Annotated in this window: 15 protein-coding genes and 1 pseudogene; 11 read left to right on the top strand and 5 right to left on the bottom strand. The window is 50.5% G+C overall.

Annotated elements, in window-relative coordinates; all coding sequences use genetic code 11:
* Positions 1 to 54 precede the first annotated feature (54 nt).
* The 8 genes from AB5Y90_RS03585 (at position 55) to AB5Y90_RS03550 (ending at position 8,874) form a co-directional block, all read left to right on the top strand.
* The gene (locus AB5Y90_RS03585) at positions 55 to 1,365 is read left to right on the top strand and encodes a tyrosine-type recombinase/integrase (RefSeq protein ID WP_232090993.1); all 1,311 of its coding nucleotides are present in this window, start codon (positions 55 to 57) and stop codon (positions 1,363 to 1,365) included.
* A gap of 291 nt (positions 1,366 to 1,656) precedes the next feature.
* Entirely contained in the window at positions 1,657 to 2,817 is a 1,161-nt protein-coding gene (locus tag AB5Y90_RS03580; RefSeq protein ID WP_005346570.1) for a site-specific integrase, read from the top strand.
* A 296-nt stretch (positions 2,818 to 3,113) separates the two neighbouring features.
* Positions 3,114 to 3,812 carry a hypothetical protein gene (locus AB5Y90_RS03575; protein WP_103251391.1) on the top strand — a complete coding sequence of 233 codons (699 nt, stop codon included), beginning with the start codon at positions 3,114 to 3,116 and terminating at the stop codon, positions 3,810 to 3,812.
* Positions 3,803 to 5,512, top strand: coding sequence for a relaxase/mobilization nuclease domain-containing protein (locus AB5Y90_RS03570; RefSeq protein WP_368166572.1), 1,710 nt, complete (start codon positions 3,803 to 3,805; stop codon positions 5,510 to 5,512). The genes AB5Y90_RS03575 and AB5Y90_RS03570 overlap by 10 nt, the downstream gene beginning before the upstream one ends.
* 153 nt (positions 5,513 to 5,665) lie before the next feature.
* Positions 5,666 to 6,658 carry an AAA family ATPase gene (locus tag AB5Y90_RS03565; RefSeq protein ID WP_201934485.1) on the top strand — a complete coding sequence of 331 codons (993 nt, stop codon included), beginning with the start codon at positions 5,666 to 5,668 and terminating at the stop codon, positions 6,656 to 6,658.
* A gap of 618 nt (positions 6,659 to 7,276) precedes the next feature.
* Entirely contained in the window at positions 7,277 to 7,717 is a 441-nt protein-coding gene (locus AB5Y90_RS03560; RefSeq protein WP_139039452.1) for a hypothetical protein, read from the top strand.
* Positions 7,718 to 8,181: 464 nt separating this feature from the next.
* A complete protein-coding gene (locus AB5Y90_RS03555; protein WP_368166571.1) occupies positions 8,182 to 8,505 on the top strand; it encodes a hypothetical protein in 324 nt (107 codons plus the stop codon).
* A gap of 111 nt (positions 8,506 to 8,616) precedes the next feature.
* A complete protein-coding gene (locus tag AB5Y90_RS03550) occupies positions 8,617 to 8,874 on the top strand; it encodes a hypothetical protein (protein WP_123173249.1) in 258 nt (85 codons plus the stop codon).
* 332 nt (positions 8,875 to 9,206) lie between these two features.
* Here AB5Y90_RS03550 and AB5Y90_RS03545 read toward each other — a convergent pair.
* Both AB5Y90_RS03545 and AB5Y90_RS03540 read right to left on the bottom strand, forming a co-directional pair.
* Positions 9,207 to 9,341, bottom strand: a pseudogene (locus tag AB5Y90_RS03545) (IS5/IS1182 family transposase); the annotation flags it as partial.
* 74 nt (positions 9,342 to 9,415) lie between these two features.
* Positions 9,416 to 10,447, bottom strand: a complete 1,032-nt coding sequence (locus AB5Y90_RS03540; protein WP_368166575.1) for an IS630 family transposase — start codon at positions 10,445 to 10,447, stop codon at positions 9,416 to 9,418.
* 676 nt (positions 10,448 to 11,123) lie between these two features.
* Here AB5Y90_RS03540 and AB5Y90_RS03535 point away from each other — a divergent pair.
* The 3 genes from AB5Y90_RS03535 to htpG all read left to right on the top strand — a co-directional run bounded on the left by AB5Y90_RS03535 (position 11,124) and on the right by htpG (position 16,091).
* On the top strand, positions 11,124 to 12,227 hold the full coding sequence (locus AB5Y90_RS03535; protein WP_206668223.1) for a hypothetical protein: 1,104 nt from the start codon (positions 11,124 to 11,126) through the stop codon (positions 12,225 to 12,227).
* Positions 12,228 to 13,398: 1,171 nt separating this feature from the next.
* On the top strand, positions 13,399 to 14,001 hold the full coding sequence (gene recR / locus AB5Y90_RS03530; RefSeq protein ID WP_323910496.1) for a recombination mediator RecR: 603 nt from the start codon (positions 13,399 to 13,401) through the stop codon (positions 13,999 to 14,001).
* Positions 14,002 to 14,177: 176 nt separating this feature from the next.
* Positions 14,178 to 16,091 carry a molecular chaperone HtpG gene (gene htpG, locus AB5Y90_RS03525; protein ID WP_307896663.1) on the top strand — a complete coding sequence of 638 codons (1,914 nt, stop codon included), beginning with the start codon at positions 14,178 to 14,180 and terminating at the stop codon, positions 16,089 to 16,091.
* A 103-nt stretch (positions 16,092 to 16,194) separates the two neighbouring features.
* Here htpG and AB5Y90_RS03520 read toward each other — a convergent pair whose 3' ends face one another.
* Genes AB5Y90_RS03520 through AB5Y90_RS03510 form a run of 3 tightly spaced genes read right to left on the bottom strand, consistent with a single transcriptional unit; the run spans position 16,195 to position 18,906 of the window.
* Positions 16,195 to 16,980, bottom strand: coding sequence for an ABC transporter ATP-binding protein (locus AB5Y90_RS03520; protein WP_005333681.1), 786 nt, complete (start codon positions 16,978 to 16,980; stop codon positions 16,195 to 16,197).
* Between the two features lie 34 nt (positions 16,981 to 17,014).
* Entirely contained in the window at positions 17,015 to 18,013 is a 999-nt protein-coding gene (locus AB5Y90_RS03515; RefSeq protein ID WP_005333679.1) for an oligopeptide/dipeptide ABC transporter ATP-binding protein, read from the bottom strand.
* Entirely contained in the window at positions 18,013 to 18,906 is an 894-nt protein-coding gene (locus AB5Y90_RS03510) for an ABC transporter permease subunit (protein ID WP_005333677.1), read from the bottom strand. The genes AB5Y90_RS03515 and AB5Y90_RS03510 overlap by 1 nt, the downstream gene beginning before the upstream one ends.
* Between the last annotated feature and the right edge of the window lie 28 nt (positions 18,907 to 18,934).

The following is an 18,934-nucleotide window of genomic DNA, read 5'->3' as shown; positions in this document are numbered from 1 at the left end:
TTTCATTTCTAGACTTACGTGATTTTTTTCCTGGATCAACTGGGTGGAACAATCATGTATCTGAGTAAAAATGCCTCCGGCACCTACTACACTCGGCTTCCCTTGCCCAAGATTTTGCGTGACCGAGGCTTGCCGTTTGCTATCCGCACTTCCCTCCTTACCAAAGAACGTCAAGTTGCCGTAGACCGTAATCTGGTGCTGGCGGCGCGTGTCCGCACCCTCATTGCGGCGACACCTGCCGATGCCACGACCCATAGTTTTCATGCCTGGATCAGAGCTGAGATCGATGCATTCAAAGCGGCGGGCTTTACCGTACCGCAATATCATGCTCTTTCTGTTGCGCTTTCTTCCGTTCCCCAGACCATCAAGCAACCCGTCGATACCTCTCCACCTACTACAGGGATCCCCCTCAGACAGGCGCTGACGAAGTTTATTGAGAGTAAGGCCAGTGAGGGGATCCAGCATAAATCCGTCGGACAACTCCAACTGCGGGTTCAGGCGTTCGTCACTTGGGCCAAGGGGCACAAGGTCGATGAGATAACGCCTGCCCTAGCTCAAGCCTTCCGTAACACTCTGCTCCGTAACGACAGTATCAGCTTCAAAACCAAATCGGATTACCTTGCCGCCACCAAGCAGTTCTTCCGCTGGTGCATGATCCTGGGCTATTGCAGCCGCAACCCGTTCGACAGCTTAACGGCGGGCAAGAAGCCAGTGAAAAAGCGGGCTGATGAAGCCAGGGTACGCTGGCATCGCCCGCAACTGGACACCCTGTTTGCGAGCCTGCGAGCCAAACAATCCCAAAAAGGCAAAAAACTCAAGCCCCAGGACTTCTGGGTGCCGCTGCTCTGCCTCTACGCCGGACTGCGCCCGTCTGAGGCATGTCAACTCAAGACCCAGAACGTCAAACAGATCGAGGGGATCTGGTGTCTGGTGGTCGAGGCGGGTGAAGAAGATCAGCAGCTCAAGACGGCCAACGCCTACCGTGATGTTCCGCTGCACAGTGCACTGATCGGACATCACTTCCTAGAGTATGTCGGCCACTGCCGTAGCCAGGGCAACCAGTACCTGTTTGACGATAAACCCTCGGGCCAGGACGCCGACTGGTCACACAACCTGGTGTGTCGGTTCCAGCGCCATCTCACCAATGCAGGCATTGTCGGTAAGGGGCGGCCGACGATCTATGGCATGCGCCACACCTTTGTTGATGAGTTGCAGCAGGCGGATGTGGCAGAGCACATCGTGGCGGAGCTGGTAGGACACAGCAAGGAGGGGCTGACCTTTGGCCGCTACGGCAAACGGGTGAGCATTGCCCTGTTGAAAGCGAAGATCGAGTTGATACCGGCGGATCTAGTGACCGTCATTTGAAGAGAGGCCACCTGAGCTCTGGATATGTCGCTAAGCGCTGTATGTAGCGGTTAGCGCCCCTCCCAGACAGCATGACATCTGGTGCCATAGCCAGGGCGCAGGAGCCAACCCATCTCAATACGGTGGGTCGTTGCAGTACCAATTCATATCATGCGCCCATGTCAATATTAGCCCCTATAAATATTTGTAAATATAAATATTGACATCCATAAAGATATGTGATCGAAAAGTATTGACATAGTACTTGAACGCTCGTAACCTGCTGGCAAGAGTTAGCTGGAATGAGAGCAAATGACCTATGACAAGAACCCGCAGGCCACAGAACTAGATCGAAAAACTGTTGCAGATGCATTGACTGAAAACCTGACGATCAAGAAAAACCAGTACGCCCAATCAACATTTAAGGCCTATTATCGAAAGACAAAGCAACTTCAGACGCTGATTGGAAAAGAGCTATTGGTTACGGTCACCACGACCAAATTAGAGTTAATGATTGCCAAACTCCTTAAGAGGTATAAGGGTAATACCGTTAATCATTACCTCGATATTCTCAGGCAGGTGTTTGCCAGAGCCAAGAGTGATGGCCTGATAGCATTGAGCCCGATGGATAGCATCAAGAAATGCCGGTTTGAGATTGAAGAGCCGCAACCCTTTCTAAAAAAAGAGATAAAACTCTTGCTGCAACGGCAAGAAAGCAATCCGATTGAAGTGGCATTAATCCAATTAGGGCTTGCAACCGGATTGCGGATCAGTGAATTACTGGCTGTGAGCGTTGAAGCATTTGATCTAGACAAACGGATCTTGACGGTAGATCTCGCGTTGGTTGATGGTGCTTATAAGACGCCAAAAACCAAAGGATCGCTGCGGAAGATTGAGCTGACTGAACAGGGAATAATAGCCGCACGTATCTTGATAGCACAGGCTAGCCATCGTAGGCCCAGATCGATCACGGTAACCCAGACAGATAATCGCACTAAAAAGATAATTAGCCGTACCTTGGTAGCCTATAACCGCCCAGCAAGGCGACCCTACGCCTCGGTTGACGAGTACAGGGAAACATTTTTTCAGCCGCATTGTGACCTGGTGGGTGTCAAATACCGTGGACCATCTCAGCTGCGCCACACCTACGCGAGCCAACTGTTGTCTGCTGGCGTGAACGTAGAGTGGATTGCCCGGCAAATGGGGCACAACGGGACTGCGATGATCGAGCGCCACTATGGTCGATGGTTGACCGAGGATGCGGCTGACTTTGGTGCCAAAGCAGAAGTGGCCCTACACGATTGTATTCATGGTGATGATCCCGGACTGGTTGAGGCATCCAAATCCGTGCCAGCCATATTACCACCTGTTGATTTGAATGCACTGATGGCTAACCCACAGATGCACCAGCAATTAATGGCGTGGCTACAACAGGCACTGAGCAATACGGTAGTGACGGGCAACAGAATTTAGCAAAATAAACAGAATTTCCAGCAGCCAGAATATTGGTTGTACGGATAGTTGTAGGCAGAATTTGTACGGCATCGTATCAGGCAAAAGCACATGGATAAAAAGTGTGTTTTTGACAAATCGTTTTTTGGCGAAAAGTAATAAGAGCAAGGTCACTCCTACACCGTACAAATTGCGTTCCGCAATGTACGGTGTACGGAGCCTTGCCATGGCTGTCGCCCTGGACCTACCTGGGCTGCCGCCCAGACCCGCTAAATAAATATATAAATTAGAGCTGTTCAGCAGCCAGGAGACAATACGTGGGAAAAGAAAATAAAAAATTAAGGAATAGCAAAAATAACACTTTACGTGAGGAGCTTACAAGAGATCCTGATCTCATGCTGCTCATTGAAAGGGCCGTTATCAGGTGCATCAATGACGATGTCGCGGTCACTATTAACGGTATAGCTAGAGATGTAAATATGGATACAGACATCGTTCGACAAATGCTGCCGAGTTTTACAGAGATCCGTGATCATCGAATCGAGCTACGCTGCACATATGAGGAAAAACGTCGTTGGGAGAAAAAGGCTAAAAATGCAAGCATCACTGTATCGAGGTTAGCATCTCAATCTCTCACAAAATTGAAAATCGTCATTTCTCCAGCAGAAACATTACGCGACACAATAAATAATCTTATTGCGCAACAGACCGGGTTTTATAACAATTTCAATCAGCTGGTAAAATGGTGTAACTCCCATAAGGGCGATGTAAATCTACTTTTTATTTTATGCGAACTCAGGGAACTAGAAAAACAACATAAAGAGCAGGTTGATAAAATCAACGAGATGTTATCACCACAATTAACACAGCCATCTCGGGTTATATGCCATGACAAAAGCGATACTGCGACCCCAGACACTACATGGTCACACTCAGGTGAGGATGACGAGGATGCAGTGGAGGTAAATCCAGCATTAATCGAGAGTGAGTATGAGGAGCATGAGCTATGGCGGTGATTAGATTTTTTGCAACCAATGGGCATCGCCAGACTAAGTCCAGCGCCCCAATAGATTACCTACTGGGTATCTACAGCGCTCTGACGCCGCAACAAAAAAATGAGCGTAGTACAATCGCTGATGCGATTAGGGTTGCTCGTGATAAAAATGACGCTCCATTGGTTCATCGGTTGAACCAACAACTGAGACTGATCCATGGTGTACAACGGACTCCACCACCTGAGCTGTTGGCTGGAAATCCACGAGACATTGCTTATGCAATCGAGATATCGCCACATAAATATAAATACACCAGCGGTGTCATTGCACATGCAATTGAGGACAACCAGACGCTGAGTTCCAATCCTGATATTGCTCAAGAATTTCGTGCATTGATGGAGGAGCTGGTTTTTGCGGGATTACCCATAGAGGACAGGATGATCTTGTGGGTACAACATACGCATGAACAAAATCTGGAGAATCATTTTTTAATCCCACGGATTAATCTGCGCACTGGAAAATATTTCAACCCTCACCCACCAGGTGCGGAAGGTGATTTTAATGCGATCCGTGATTACCTCAACCTGAAATATAACCTCGCACGTCCAGATGATCCGCGACGCCAGAGGCTGACAGGAACAATACAACGGTACAGTAAAAATGCGGACTTGATTGCAGCGTTATCTGATGCGGTGCAGTTACGGGTAACTCAGGGTCAGTTATGTAACCGACAAGCTGTGATTGATTGGCTGGAGCAACCTCAGACTCGACAAAGGTATGGTATTAGCGAAGTCGAGGCTAAAAAGGATTACATACGGATTGTGCCAGAGGGAAAGATCAAGGCTTTTCGGCTGAAAGGACCTTTATTTAGCCGTGCGTTTACCAGTATTGATGTGGTGAGACCGACGTTGACGATAACAACGCCTCCACAACCGTCGTTGGATGCACTCTGGCAGCAGATTGAGGAGCGGATAGCCAAACGCCGGGCCTTCAATCAGAGCCGCTATAACGTCACTGAGACGCTGCACCCAATGCCCTCTCCGAGGCCTGTGAGACGACCGACAGGTATGGCCGCAGTGATAACCCAGAGACATCGCAAACAGCCAACAAATGCTCTTTTTTGGCAACAGCAGATGCAGCTATATGCAGGTTACACACTGACCCCAATTAACCCTGAGGGAACCCTAACAGTAGACACCGAAAAGGCATTAATTCAACTGCTGATGAAAATTTTGAGCGCTATTTTAGCATTACTAGGAGTGAATCATGAATTTAGAGAAACAATTATTAGAGTTGCTCAGTTTTATCAACACCGAGCAGATGAGCTCGATAGCAACACTCAGGGAGCAGGTTCAATCGCAGCATGTCACACAGCAGCAGATAATGAACGACCATCAGGTCTTGCTGACCATGTTGCAGTATTTGAACACGCATACCAGCGACAGCAACGTCTCTGCCGAGAACTCCATTCATCAGATGAGCGTTTCGCTCGAACAGTTGCAGGAGCAGGTTCAGACCTTGAGCGGCTCCGTAGAGAGTACGCAGAGGTCGGTGAGATTGCTACTCGAGGTCTTAGAATCATAATGGATAACCCTATATTAGCAGCCAAAAAAATTGCAAGTTTCAGGATGAGGCCTGGAGCGTATGCATTAAAATCTCAGCACGAGCACTCTTGCCAGAGGACTGCACGTCATGAAATGGATTCAGATCTTTCGTTGTAAAATATTCTGAATGGCGTTTGTTTTTTATATTTGCGGAACATCATCAATACAAGATTACTTGCAATGTTTATCTTTATAAATAGCAATAATTAATATCTACCATTGATTTATAAAAACAACAAATAATAATAACTTTATTTGGGAGGAGTATGTATGCTCCAGAATAGAATGTTAGCTTGGGGGGTTAGTGAGGGGCGGATTGCCAGTGAGCAAAAACCGATTTGGTTGTTGGACGAACTGATTGAGCAGGGTGATCAGTGGATCATCAATGGCGCCCCCAAATCTGGTAAATCTCTGCTCGCAACGCAGCTCGCATTGGCCATCGCCAGTGGAGGACAGTTCCTCAACTGGAAGAATAAAAATCCAGCACGAGTGTTGTATATGGATTTTGAGCTAAAAGATCGGTTGTTTTGGAAACGCTTTTTAACCATGACAGCACATAATAATGTGACTGACCAAACAATTGAGCGGAATTTTTTCCGGTGTGGTGATTTCCAGACAACGGATGTATTGGATCCTGTAGAGGCGAAAAAAATGATCTCCATCGTGAATGAGATCCAGCCTGACCTGATTATTTGGGATGTACTAGCTAGGATGCATACAGCGGCGGAAAATGATAACGGTTTGATGGGGCAGGTAATGCGGTCCATCAGAAAAATTAGCCGCTCCGCTGCACATATTGTTGTGCATCATGCCAGAAAATCTTCACCAGGAGCTGAGAACTATAATGCAGGTGCTGCTGGTATCAGAGGGGCATCATCCATTCATGGTGAGGCTGATGGGGTTATGTCACTAGCATTGCGGGATGGGCAGGGGGCTAGATTCAGCCTCAGATTTAGTTCGAGAGCGGTTGAAACTCCTGATGAGATTTTATTAAACCGAACAGAACATCTGATATTCGTCAGCGCGAATGATAGTGATAACAACACATTATTAACTTCCCTGAAAAAAGCTCTGAGTGGGCATACCTCAGTATCAGCAGCCGAGTTAGTGAACTCCTTTTGTGCGGAATTTTCCATACAGGAACGGCAGGCAAAAAACTATATCAGAAAATGCGTCGCAAATGCTTGGGTTCGGCGGGAGAGGAGGCCGGATAAAACGTATGAGTATATCGCCACAGATTTACTCACTGATGTGTCAGCCTAAGCACACAATATCTACCATCTGGATGCAAGCATGCAATGAACCTCTATCTATAAATAGATTGCATCCAGAATTACCCCCCTTACATATCCCCCTTTCATGTACAAGAGCGCCTAGTGCTGATTTTAGACATTGCATTTAAAATGCATTATGATGCTAAAATAAACAATTGAGCCTTTGTTTTCAAAATAAAATATGAATCACATTGAAAACAACTAGAACATGTCATTCAAGCATTGATGTCATTCTATATGCAGGAATTCGTCTGTTTATGTTCTGTTTAAGCCTCGTGTCTATTAAATCGAACGGCAAAAATGTTTTTTATTTATATTGCTCTGCGAGCATATTATCCACATGTAATGACTACCGCATTAGCGATATTTACCATCCCATCCACATCCATTCTGTTTATGGGCATGTTATAGGTCAAATATCGTTCAGCTAACACTCAAAAAGAGCAAAAAGCAACCAAGGGCAAAATTTGTACAATTATTTTTTCAATAAATAATCCCTTAGAAATCAATGACATGATCTTGATGTCCGCCTTGACAGTGGCAGTCTCTCGGTTTACCGTGGGCTCATTCCTCGTAATTCAATAGCGTCCTACTGCGGAGAAATCTTATGGATGTTCAAATGACGGATGAAGAACTCATGGATAAAGCCGTTGATGCACTTGTCAATGCTTTTATTGTGATGTTTCGTTCGGTCGGCTATCCAGTCAGACCGTTGTATTACTCAGAAGGGGGGATCACCTTGGAGATCCGAGTGCCACCAACACTCCCTGATTTTATAATGAAAAAATACCCACGGTTTAGGGATGGATTCAGGGCGTGTCCATCAATAGAGTTGATCGGAATACCATATGAATGGCAGGGGTGTGGATTTTTCACAAAATTAGTTAATGCACTAGGTGCTGAGCCTAGTGTTGAGTGCGTCTGTATCTCATGCGTGACTAACGAGGTATTCTCACAGAAACTACAAAACAACCCTGAGTGGGAGCTTTTATATTATAGCGAATTATTTGATGTGAAAGGATTTTATAAGGTATTTAAGAGAGATTGACTATTCTAAGTTTCATTTCAACTACTTCATGTAGCGTCATCAAGCATGCTCGATAAAAGCTATTTTGTCAGCAGCAATCGTCAAGCGCACAAATATCTTTCTCCTATGCATTTTGCGGACCTACCCGTTGAGGTGTTGTTATAGCGCCGCAGGTGGCTCAATAAGCGACTTTACGCAGGCACAGCATAGTCGGTAGCACCTTAAGTTAAAGGTTAGCCAGCGTGCGTTGCCGCATGCAATTGCATGCGGCATCTATTCCATTAGTTCAAGCCTACCTACCTATTTCATTGCAATAACATCAACGTCAGTCGGCAAGAGAGTAGTCCATAATGCGGAGATTAATACCGCGTGCAGGTATATATAAAAATATTAGAAAAATTATTATTAGGTTCATCTTAAATTATCTGTTGAATCATCTTAATAAGCCTGATAGCCTGTTGCTGAAATAGATTGCCGGGTGTTTTATGGATGAGGAATATAATAAAAAACTAATGATGGCCACTCAGTTATTCAAAGATAGGGCATCAGGGAAAGTACTGCCGGATGGTGAAATGAATTCAGACAGGATATTTATCCTTAGCCCTACAGAACGGCGAGCCTGCTGCCGTGACATAGTGCCTGGAAACCGGCGGTTCCCGTTGAGCTCAAAGAAGCATGCCTGCTCAAAAAGACACATAGCAGCCCTGTTTCGTATTGAGTTAATGGACTTTGAGAGTGAGCTTAGAAAAATGAAGCGTCGCAAGAATATAAAACTAACCCAGCTTAAAGGAGGTGCTAACAGGGAATAAGTACCACCCTGCCACACACGAAGTTTTAATTTTTAATTAAACACACAGGCGTTTCTATTTTTACGTCTGGAGCCTATTCACATCTTCCCTTGAAGGGAAACGGAGTAAATAATGAAAATTTTTGACGATCTTTTTAAGCGTATTGAAAAGCACAACGGCACTCGTTCAAGCGCTTTGCTTGCTCAAGCGATGGCATCTGCTTGCAGCGATCGCTACACTGTCTCATTAGCGTCGGTCTGTGCAGTTTTGGATTCTCAGAGTAAAGAGGTGTTTGACCGCCTGGTTCGGATTGCTCAGGAGCCCGATTTCTCCAATGCCGACCAGGACCGGGCCCTTGATAAGCTACGTGCTCTCGGTTTTATCGACTGAGTGAGGATCCTGATTACCCATTAATGATAGTCACATGGATCGATACTTTTATACACAGTTAGTTATACAGGACCTTAAGAGGATATAGCATTTAACATCCTTCTAAGGTCCTGTTCTGCATTAATTTCCTTCGCCTAATTCGACGAGCATTTTTGCCAAGGAAACAACGGGCTATGCCAGCCAACCCCTTATTTTATTCGGCGCACGATGCGCGACCACGGGCAATAACGGGAACCTTCACTTCCGCTATTTTCGTCGCTTTCAAGGTCGATATGCGGCGTTATTACCCAAATCAGCTATCTGGACGTAACTTCCCCAGTCCCAGGTGACAGTTACACTTGGGGCTGCCTAACGGGCAGACCAAGAGCGCACAGTTTGTTCATGGCACACACATAACCCATGACTTCACCTACTTGCCCGTTATATTTGCGCAGACTCAGCTTCTCTGTCATCAGCTGCTTGAACCGGCCTTGTTGAACAAATCCGGGAACTATCTGGTGACTCGATGATCTGACCTCCTAAATAACTGATCCCAATAGTGCTACACCTTCACTGTGCCATAGCCATTCCCCGGGAAAGGAGACACTGTGTTCATGAAGTGTTTCACTCGGGCCAGCAGACTGGCCATTCCTCTGCATTGATGATTGCGCGTGATGGTTTCATGTAACTTGTGCCACAGTTGTTCTATGTGATTAACCCAAGGGCTGTAAACTGGCTGGAACACCAGGCAGAACTTGGGGTTCTTCTTCAACCATCGCTCGGTCTGTTTGCTTTTGTGAATGATGTAGTTATCGAGGATCAGCGTGATGGTTTTGGCTCGTCGGTAGTGGCGACGCAGCTTTTCCAGCATGGCGATAAACAGGGATGAGTTTTTCTTTATCCCACTGATGTAAAGCACTCTTCCGTTGCCTGCATGGAGAACGCCTGCCAGGTAATGTTTCGCGTTCTGTCCCGGTGTGACAACCCGCTTTTGCTGCGCTCTGAACATCCAGTCGGCCCCTAATTTGGGATTGAGGTCTATATCGACTTCATCCTCATAAAACACCTGATTAGCGGCATCACAGCGGGCCAGAGCCGCGTCGATATTCGCCATTTTCTCCTGATAAGCTGGGTCTTTTATCCGCAAGGTTGGCACGGGCCTTCGCCAGACAATGCCCATACGCAGTAACCATCGGCGGAGCGTGGAGGCTGCCATATTGAGGCCTGTTAACCGATTGATTTTGATAGCCAATAGTTCGGTACACCAGCGGCTGCGCTGATAACCAAAATCTTGCGGAGAAAACTGCATGAGCAGCACCAGTAAGGTGACTATCTTGGCGATAGGTAAAACTGGGGCACGGCCAGCCGGTAAGGCTTCCAAGGCGCCCACGCCTTCATCCCGATACCACCGAAGCCAACGACCGATGGTCGAGCGAGCAGCGCCGGTAAGGTGATGAACATCAGTGATTGTGCGTCCTTCATGTAACAGCAAGATGGCCATCAAGCGACGAGCATGTCCTTTATCACGGGTGGCATGGATGATTTTGTGAATGCGGCGCCGTTTTGGTCGTGGCAGGGGTGGTAGGATAGGTATCAACTCAGTCCTTTGGGTGTGGCTTGTTTTGTTTGGCGACTAATGAGATCGCACAAACTGGACTGAGTTCCCTTCCTCCAGTGATCTACTATTCGGAACAGCTATTTAGGTGCTCAGGCAAGATTTTTCGCAGAGTATTTAACCCCCCGAAGCAGTTGAAGTGAGTACGTGGTATGGCAATATGTCTGCCATCCAAGCGCCAATAACTCTGATCGTCGTCAAAAAAATTCAAAATCTGCACGTTAGATGACACTTTTTTCAGCAAGGCTGGTCGGTATTTGATATCATCTCCGTTCGGGCCCCTTGCAAACATCGAGAGCCTATGAATAACCAATGTCCACGCTGGTTAAACGCAGCACTCAGGGAGCTGTCACCTCCGTGCGGTAGCCATCTCGTTTGCCAGCTATAGCAGGTGTTGGTCAAAAGGTGGCGTTATAGCTTGTTGCTTCATATATACATCTCAACCCAAAAAAACTTGTTAAGGCGAAGCACACGAAGTCCAACATACGAGATTAGGTACATCTAAATGCCTCCAAGAATCGTAAAACCGTTTGCTCAGGCACTTAATCTTGCGTATGAACGTGCCATGAGGGCTCGTGAGGCTGTCGAGCATAGGTTGGTCAGTATCCCGCAGCAGGAGCTGATAGTACGCCAATGGCGGGATAACTTGCCTAGGATGGCCGCAGAACTCTATCCACGTCACGACGTGTTGTCATATCCCGTTCAGACTCGGATGCAGCGGGATTTCGAGAAATTTGAACGCTATCAAAGTGAATTGCAGGAGCGTCTCGAACACTATGCAACCGCTTTACAAACAATCGAGCAGACAAGTAATAATATTCTCGTTGCAACAAACAGAGATTCATCCTCTGAGCCCACTGTATTATGGCCAGCTTGTCCAAGTATGTTATGTGATGATCCATGGCCCCACCATTGGCCCCCCCGGCCAGACCAACCTAGTTGTGAAACGCCGAGTGCGGCAGAATATTTTTTCAACACCGACCGACCATTGCCGCCGCGACGGCTGCCATCGCCAACGTCATTTTCAATAAACATCGCGGGTCAGGAGGTCAAGCTTTATGCGCTTTATGAAGATGGTATTAGTCCGTTCATAATTGCTCTGGAAGAGTTCCTTTATGGGACGTCATCTTCGCGTTGGCCAGCCATTATTGAAGCAACTCGATGTGGTATCCGTTGGCCACAATTGGATAGTTATCTGGACGAGTGCAAGAATCCTTGGCTTCCATTGGATTTTGTCGGTACAGAATTCGGTCTTAGAGGGACTCTATCGCGTCGTGATGAATTGGCTGATGTGATGGCTCTGATTTCTCCAGACGCTGGCAGATGGTATCTATCAGAACAACCCCGGCGGTGCCGCTTGAATGACCTTTTAAACGGCCATGACATTCTCGAGGAGCTAATGGTCATTGGCCTAGTTCGCTGGGGGCCAGATATGGCTCCTAGTGAACTATTACGCGAGTTACCGTTTCTCGAAGTTAAATCCTTGTTTGCAAGTGCAGGCTTATCACCACCGAGAGGCTATGACGCCGCAGTGGCAAGATATGATGATCTGGTTTCAATATATGGTAAAGAGAAACTCCAATGCCTGATTCGTAGTTTTGTTGATACATCAACCGTGATTGAAGTTCGGGAAATAGAGGGATGGGATCGGGAGGAGCGCCTTGGGCCTCGGGCACGTGCCAACGTGCTAGTGAGTACGCTGGTTTTACTCCACGAAGAAAAACCTGGACCGCTCAGTTTAATTAATTGGAAAAAATAATAAAATTATATATAGCAGTGCATTCTTATCAAGGAGGAAATAATGGATATAAGAGCAGGGCTTTTGGTATTGCTTATATCTGGATGTAGTGTGCCTGGGTTGACAAGCAGCACTTCGGTCCCCTTAGATATAAAGGGGATAAAGATTGGTGATCATATAACCTGTGAGAGCAACTCAGAGGATATCTACAATAATGTGCGGTTATGCCATTTAGTAGATTTAACCACTTTCGGTGGTGCAACTGTTGATGAAAACACAATCGCACTACTAGGGAAGGTGCGAATAAGTCACCAAACATAAAAATGCGCCCTTGTAAGCATTTGAATTTAATAAACTAAATTTTTCAGTTTCGTTGTGGAGGGTGCTTATTCGCACCCTCCCTAACATTCAGCACTACAGTCTGTCTTGATAAGCGTGGTGAATGCTGTAGCTTCTTATTGTATCGGGTCACCCCCTAAATTTACAGACCTGTGATGGAGCAAAGACATGTAGTATTTTACCAGTTGTTGATAGTCATCGGCTTAAAAACAGCCAAGGGAGCGTAAAGCTGTACATCTGGTTCTAGAGGGCCTAGGCAAAGATCCATTAGATTTTAAGACCTTGTGTCTAACGTCGTCAAAGATAATGAGCTGTTCGATATGAATACCGTCTGCCAGACGACTGAATATAAGTAAGCCCTTGTTGGATTGGACTAAGCTTACATCAAAACATAGTGATTGATGAATGTACATTGGTCTTGTTGGCAAAATCCCAGACAGACCCCGAGTGGGTCCGTCTGGCGCTACAACATAGTTAAGATTGCAACAATTTATGGGGTTGACATTTAATTAATTTTCTATATAAGAGTACGATAAGTCTCATAGCAATTACCTGAGACAATCACGCTGCTTTTATTGCGACAAAGCATTACGTAAGTTATTGAAATTGAAGGCTATATTTGTGCTGTGAAGTACGAGCACGAGGGTTCGAATCCCTCCCTCACCGCCACATTGCAAAGCCCTGATGGAAACATCAGGGCTTTTTGCTATCCGCGTTTTTGCGAGCGCTGTAGGCAAGCCGATGGCGATGGACGGCGGGCTCGGGTATAGTCCTGCGCCAATGGCGTTATCCTGTTTTGCTGACCCGTCGTGGCCCTGGTGGTGGCGAGGGGCAGGCCCGTGTAAGGAGTGTTATGAAGTTCAGTCCCCTGCTCGATGAGATGATGAAAGCCCTGCAGGTATTGCCGGGGGTGGGGCCCAAGTCTGCCCAGCGGATGGCTTTTACCCTGCTCGAGCGTGAGCGCAGCGGCGGCTTGCGGTTGGCCCAACTGCTCTCTCGCGCCCTGACCGAGATTGGCCACTGCAGCCACTGCCGCACCTTTACCGAGAACGATCGCTGCGATATTTGCGCCAATCCCAAGCGGGAAGAGAACGGTCTGCTCTGCGTGGTGGAGAGTCCGGCGGACGTGGCCGCCATCGAGCAGACCGGCCAGTTTTCCGGTCGCTACTTTGTGCTGATGGGCCATCTGTCGCCGCTGGACGGTATCGGCCCGGAGGAGCTGGGACTCGATATTCTGGAGCGCCGCTTGAAAGATGAGGCGATCAGCGAACTGATCCTCGCCACCAACCCCACCATTGAAGGAGATGCCACCGCCTGGTATATCGCCGATATGGCCCGTCATGCCGGGGTGGAGGTGAGCCGCATCGCCCACGGGGTGCCGGTAGGGGGCGAGCTGGAGCTGGTGGATGGCACCACGCTCTCCCACTCCCTGATGGGGCGCCAGCGCTTGAACTAGCAAGGCGAAAGCCAGTTTCCCCGCATTAATAGCGGTCGCGCTGGGTAAGAAATAGCCGTTTGAGCGGATTTAAAGGGGCGAGTGAGCGGGATTGCACACTCGCCCCTTGATATTTGATTGGCCGTCCCCATCTAGGTTGGGCATATGTTCAACCCGATGTTTCTGAGGATTGGTCCATGACCCAAAGTGTTCATGCCGAAACCCACGGCTTTCAGACTGAAGTCAAACAACTGCTGAGCCTGATGGCTCACAGCCTCTACTCCAACAAAGAAGTATTCCTGCGCGAGCTGATCTCCAACGCATCCGATGCGGCGGACAAGCTGCGCTTCAAGGCGCTTTCCGATGCCTCTTTGTTCGAAAACGACGGCCAGTTGCGTGTGCGTCTGGTGGTGGACAAAGAGAAGCGTACCCTGACCATCTCCGATAACGGGATCGGTATGACCCGTGATCAGGTGATTGAGCACCTGGGTACCATCGCCAAGTCCGGCACCGCAGAATTCTTCAAAAACCTCTCCGGCGATCAGGGTAAGGATTCTCAGCTGATCGGCCAGTTCGGGGTCGGTTTCTACTCCGCCTTTATCGTAGCCGACAAGGTGACCGTGGTCTCCCGCGCCGCCGGTACTGCTCCGGAGCAGGGCGTACAGTGGGAATCGGAAGGGGAAGGCTCCTTCACCGTCGCGGATGTGACCAAAGCCGGTCGCGGTACCGATGTCATCCTGCACCTGCGTGCCGAAGAGGATGAGTTCCTCGACGACTGGCGTCTGCGCTCCGTGGTGGGCAAATATTCCGATCACATCAGTGTGCCGGTCGAGATGTTCAAAGAGGGCACCCCGGATCGCGAAGAGGATGGTGAGACCATCGTCGGCACCCCGGGCGAGTGGGAGCAGGTCAACCGCGCCACGGCACTCTGGACCCGCAACCCGAAAGATATCAAGGACGAGGAGTATCAGGAGTTCTACAAGCACGTCGCCCACGACTTTGAAGATCCGCTGCTGTGGGGTCACAACCGGGTGGAAGGGGCGCAAGAGTACACCAGCCTGCTCTACGTACCGGCCCGCGCTCCGTTCGACCTCTACAACCGCGAGCAGAAGCACGGTCTGAAGCTCTACGTGCAGCGCGTCTTCATCATGGATGACGCCGAGCAGTTTATGCCGACCTACCTGCGTTTCGTCAAAGGGGTGCTGGACTCCAACGATCTGCCGCTCAACGTCAGCCGTGAAATCCTGCAGGACAACAAGGTGACCGCCTCCCTGCGCAAGGCTTGCTCCAAGCGCGTGCTGACCATGCTCTCCAAGCTGGCGAAAGACGATGCCGAGAAGTACGCCAAATTCTGGAAAGAGTTCGGTAACGTGCTCAAAGAGGGCCCGGCCGAGGATTACGCCAACCGCGAAGAGATCGCCAAGCTCCTGCGCTTTGCCAGCACCGCGGGCGAGGGCGAAGCCCAGACCGTCTCTCTTGAGGATTACGTTGGCCGCATGAAGGAAGGTCAGCAGAAGATTTACTACATCACTGCTGACTCCTATGCCGCTGCCAAAAACAGCCCGCACCTTGAGATCTTCCGCAAGAAGGGTGTCGAAGTGCTGCTGATGTGGGAGCGCGTGGACGAGTGGCTGATGAGCCACCTGACCGAGTTCGACGGCAAGCAGCTTATTTCCGTCACCCGTGGCGAACTGGATCTCGGCGATCTGGAAGACGAAGCCTCCAAGCAGGCGCAGATCGATGCCGAGAAGGCCAACGCCGGTCTGGTGGAGCGGGTCAAGAAGAGCCTGGGCGATGCGGTGAAAGAGGTGCGTGTCACTCACCGTCTGACCGACTCCCCCTCCTGCATCGTCACCGACGCTTACGGTATGAGCACCCAGATGATCAAGCTGATGCGTGCGGCCGGCCAGCCGGTACCGGAGCAGAAGTACATTCTGGAGCTCAACCCTGACCATGCGCTGGTGAAGAAACTCGACACCATTGAAGACGAGGCACTGTTCGGTGAGTGGGTCACCCTGCTGCACGAACAGGCCCAGCTGGCCGAGCAGGGCGGGCTGAACGATCCGGCGAGCTTCGTCTCCCGCATCAACCGTCTACTGCTGCAAGCCTAAGCAGCAACGCCGGTAACAGAAAGCCCACTGCATGCAGTGGGCTTTTTTGATCCCGCCGTGTGAGCTCGGCGAAAAACAGCGGTGAGGGAGGTGGCCAGCGCCTCTATTTGCGGTATTCGTTGTTGTAGTTCTGGATGAGACGCCGGGTCACCTCATGCTGGGGATCGGCAAATACCTTGAGGGTTTTGCCGCGCTCCACCACCCGACCTTCGTGCATTACCAGCACCTCGTCGCTGATATGGCTGACGATACCCAGATCGTTGGCTACCAGCACATAGCTCAGCCCCATGGTCTCCTGCATCTCCAGCAGCAGGTTGATGATCTGGGAGCGCACCGAGATATCCAGGGTGGAGAGCGCCTCATCGGCCACCACTATCTTGGGGTTGAGGATCAGCGCCCGCGCCAGCGCCACCCGCTGCTGCTGACCGGAGGAGAGCATCTGCGGATAGAACAGGGCGTGATCCGGCAGCATCCCCACCATACGCAGGGTCTGCACCACCTTCTCGCGGCGCTCCTCCTCGGTCATCTCGGTGTTGAGACGCAGTGGGGTTTCCAGGATCTGGCCGACCCGGATCTTGCGGTTCAGCGAGGTGTTGGGATCCTGAAAAATCATCCGCAGCAGTTTGCAGCGAGTCTGGTAATCGCCATGCACCATCAGCTGGCCGTCGATGGCGATGTCGCCGCTGGTGGGTTCGATCATGCCAGCCAGAATGCGGGCGAGGGTGCTCTTGCCGGAGCCAGCTTCGCCGACGATGGCGAGGGTCTGACCCACTTCGAGATCGAACGAGAGGGGCTTGATCGCCTCCACCGCCTGACGACGGAATAGACCGGTGCGGTTCTGGTAGGTTTTGCTAAGGCCTCTGACCTGCAACAGGGATGGCTCGATCACAAGCGGGGCTCCTTCATGGGGGCATTAACGGTCATCATTTTTTTGGCTCCTCCATGTTCAGCGGGAAGTGGCAGCTGAACTGATGGCCCTTGATCTTGTTCATCAACGGAGTCTGCACGCACTGCTTCTGGGCGTAGGGGCAGCGCGGCCCCAGACGGCAGCCGATGGGCAGGTGTTGCAGCGGCGGGATGACGCCAGGCAGGGTCTCGAGGCGCGATTTGTGGCGCACCAGCTTGTCAAAGTCGGGGATCGATTTGAGCAGGGCATCGGTATAGGGGTGATGCGGGGTCTCGAGGATCTGCTCCCGGGTGCCCACTTCCACCATCTGGCCGCAGTACATCACGTTGATGGTATCGGTCAGGTTGGCGATGGCGGCGATATCGTTACTGATGATCAGGATGGTGGTATTGCCCAGCTTGTTCATCTTGTCCAGCAGTCGCAGGATCTGGGAGTGGGTGGTGGACTCCATGGCGCTGGTGGGCTCGTCGGCTACCAGCAGACGCGGCTGGTTGGCTATCGCCATAGCGATCATCACCTTCTGGCACATGCCATCCGACAGCTCGTGGGGATAGGCGCGCATTACCTTGCGGTGATCCTTGACGCCTACCCGGTGCAGCAGGGCGATGGCCTTCTTCTTGCGCCACTGGAAGCGTTGCCAGAATTGTCCCTCGAACGAATCGGTCGGGATCGCCTCTTCCAGCTGGGTGCCGATCTCCTCGGAGGGGTCGAGACAGCTGATGGGGTCCTGGAAGATCATGGCGATCTCGCGGCCCATGATGCGACGGCGCTCCTTGGGGGCCATGGTCAGCAGATCCATGTCGTTGAAGCGCATCCGGTCGGCACGTACCGTCCAGTTGTCCTTCTCGATGCCGACGATCACCTTGGCGATCAGACTTTTACCGGAGCCGGATTCACCCACCAGACCGCGGATCTCCCCCTCGGTCAGGGTCAGGCTCACCTTGTCCACCGCCTTGACCTTGCCTTGTGGGGTGTCGATCTCGATGGTGAGATTGCGAATATCGAGCAGCGGCATCAGTCATTCCCCTCTTTGAGTGCTTCACGAATGCCTTCACCAACTAAATTGGTCACCAGCACGCTGAACAGGATGGCGATGCCGGGCAGGGTGACGGTCCAGGGGGCGAGATAGATAAGGTCGCTCGAATCGGCCAGCATGGTGCCCCACTCCGGTTGGGGAGATTGGGCGCCGAGGCCGAGAAAACCGACCGCCGAGATATCGAGAATGGCTGCCGACAAGGTGCGGGTGGTCTGGGCCACCAGGGTCTCGACAATGTTGGGCAAAATAGCCAGACGCATGATCCGGAAGGGGGGCGAGCCATCGAGGCGGCTGGCGGTGATGTACTCCTTCTGCATTTCGGCATGCACCGCGTTGTAGGTGGCCCGGATAAAGGGTGGGATCAACGCCAGGGTAATGGCTATCAGGGTATTGCCAAAACCCGGCCCCATGATGGCGACCATGATGATAGCCATCAGCAGGGAGGGGATGGAGAGCAGGGTATCGAGCAGGTGGTGCAGCACGCTCGATTTAAGCCCCTTGCTCATGCCGCCGAGGATGCCGATGGCGGAACCCACCACCATGGCGATCACCACTACGACCAGCGCATAACCGAAAGTGAGGCGCGCCCCCACCACCAGCCGGGAGAGCATGTCACGCCCCAGATCGTCGGTGCCGAGGAAGTAGTCGATGTTGCCGGTCGCCGCCCACGAGGGGGCCAGCAGCAGCTTGTCGGTGTGCTGTTCATCGATGCCGTAGGGGACGACCAGCGGCCCCACCAGCGTGATGAGCAGCAACAGCAAAAAGCACCAAAGCCCTGCCATCGCCAGCGGATTGCGGCTGTAGGAGGCCCACGTCTGCTCAAGGGGGGAGAGGATCTTGAGCTCGGGATAGATGTTCGATTTATCTTGCATAGGATACCTGGCTCCTGGTCACGCCATG

Origin of the sequence: Aeromonas sp. R4-1, from assembly GCF_040908325.1 — a bacterium.
Lineage (GTDB): Bacteria > Pseudomonadota > Gammaproteobacteria > Enterobacterales > Aeromonadaceae > Aeromonas > Aeromonas veronii.
The sequence above is the reverse complement of the archived record's forward strand: the minus strand, read 5'-3'. Positions and strand labels throughout refer to the sequence as shown.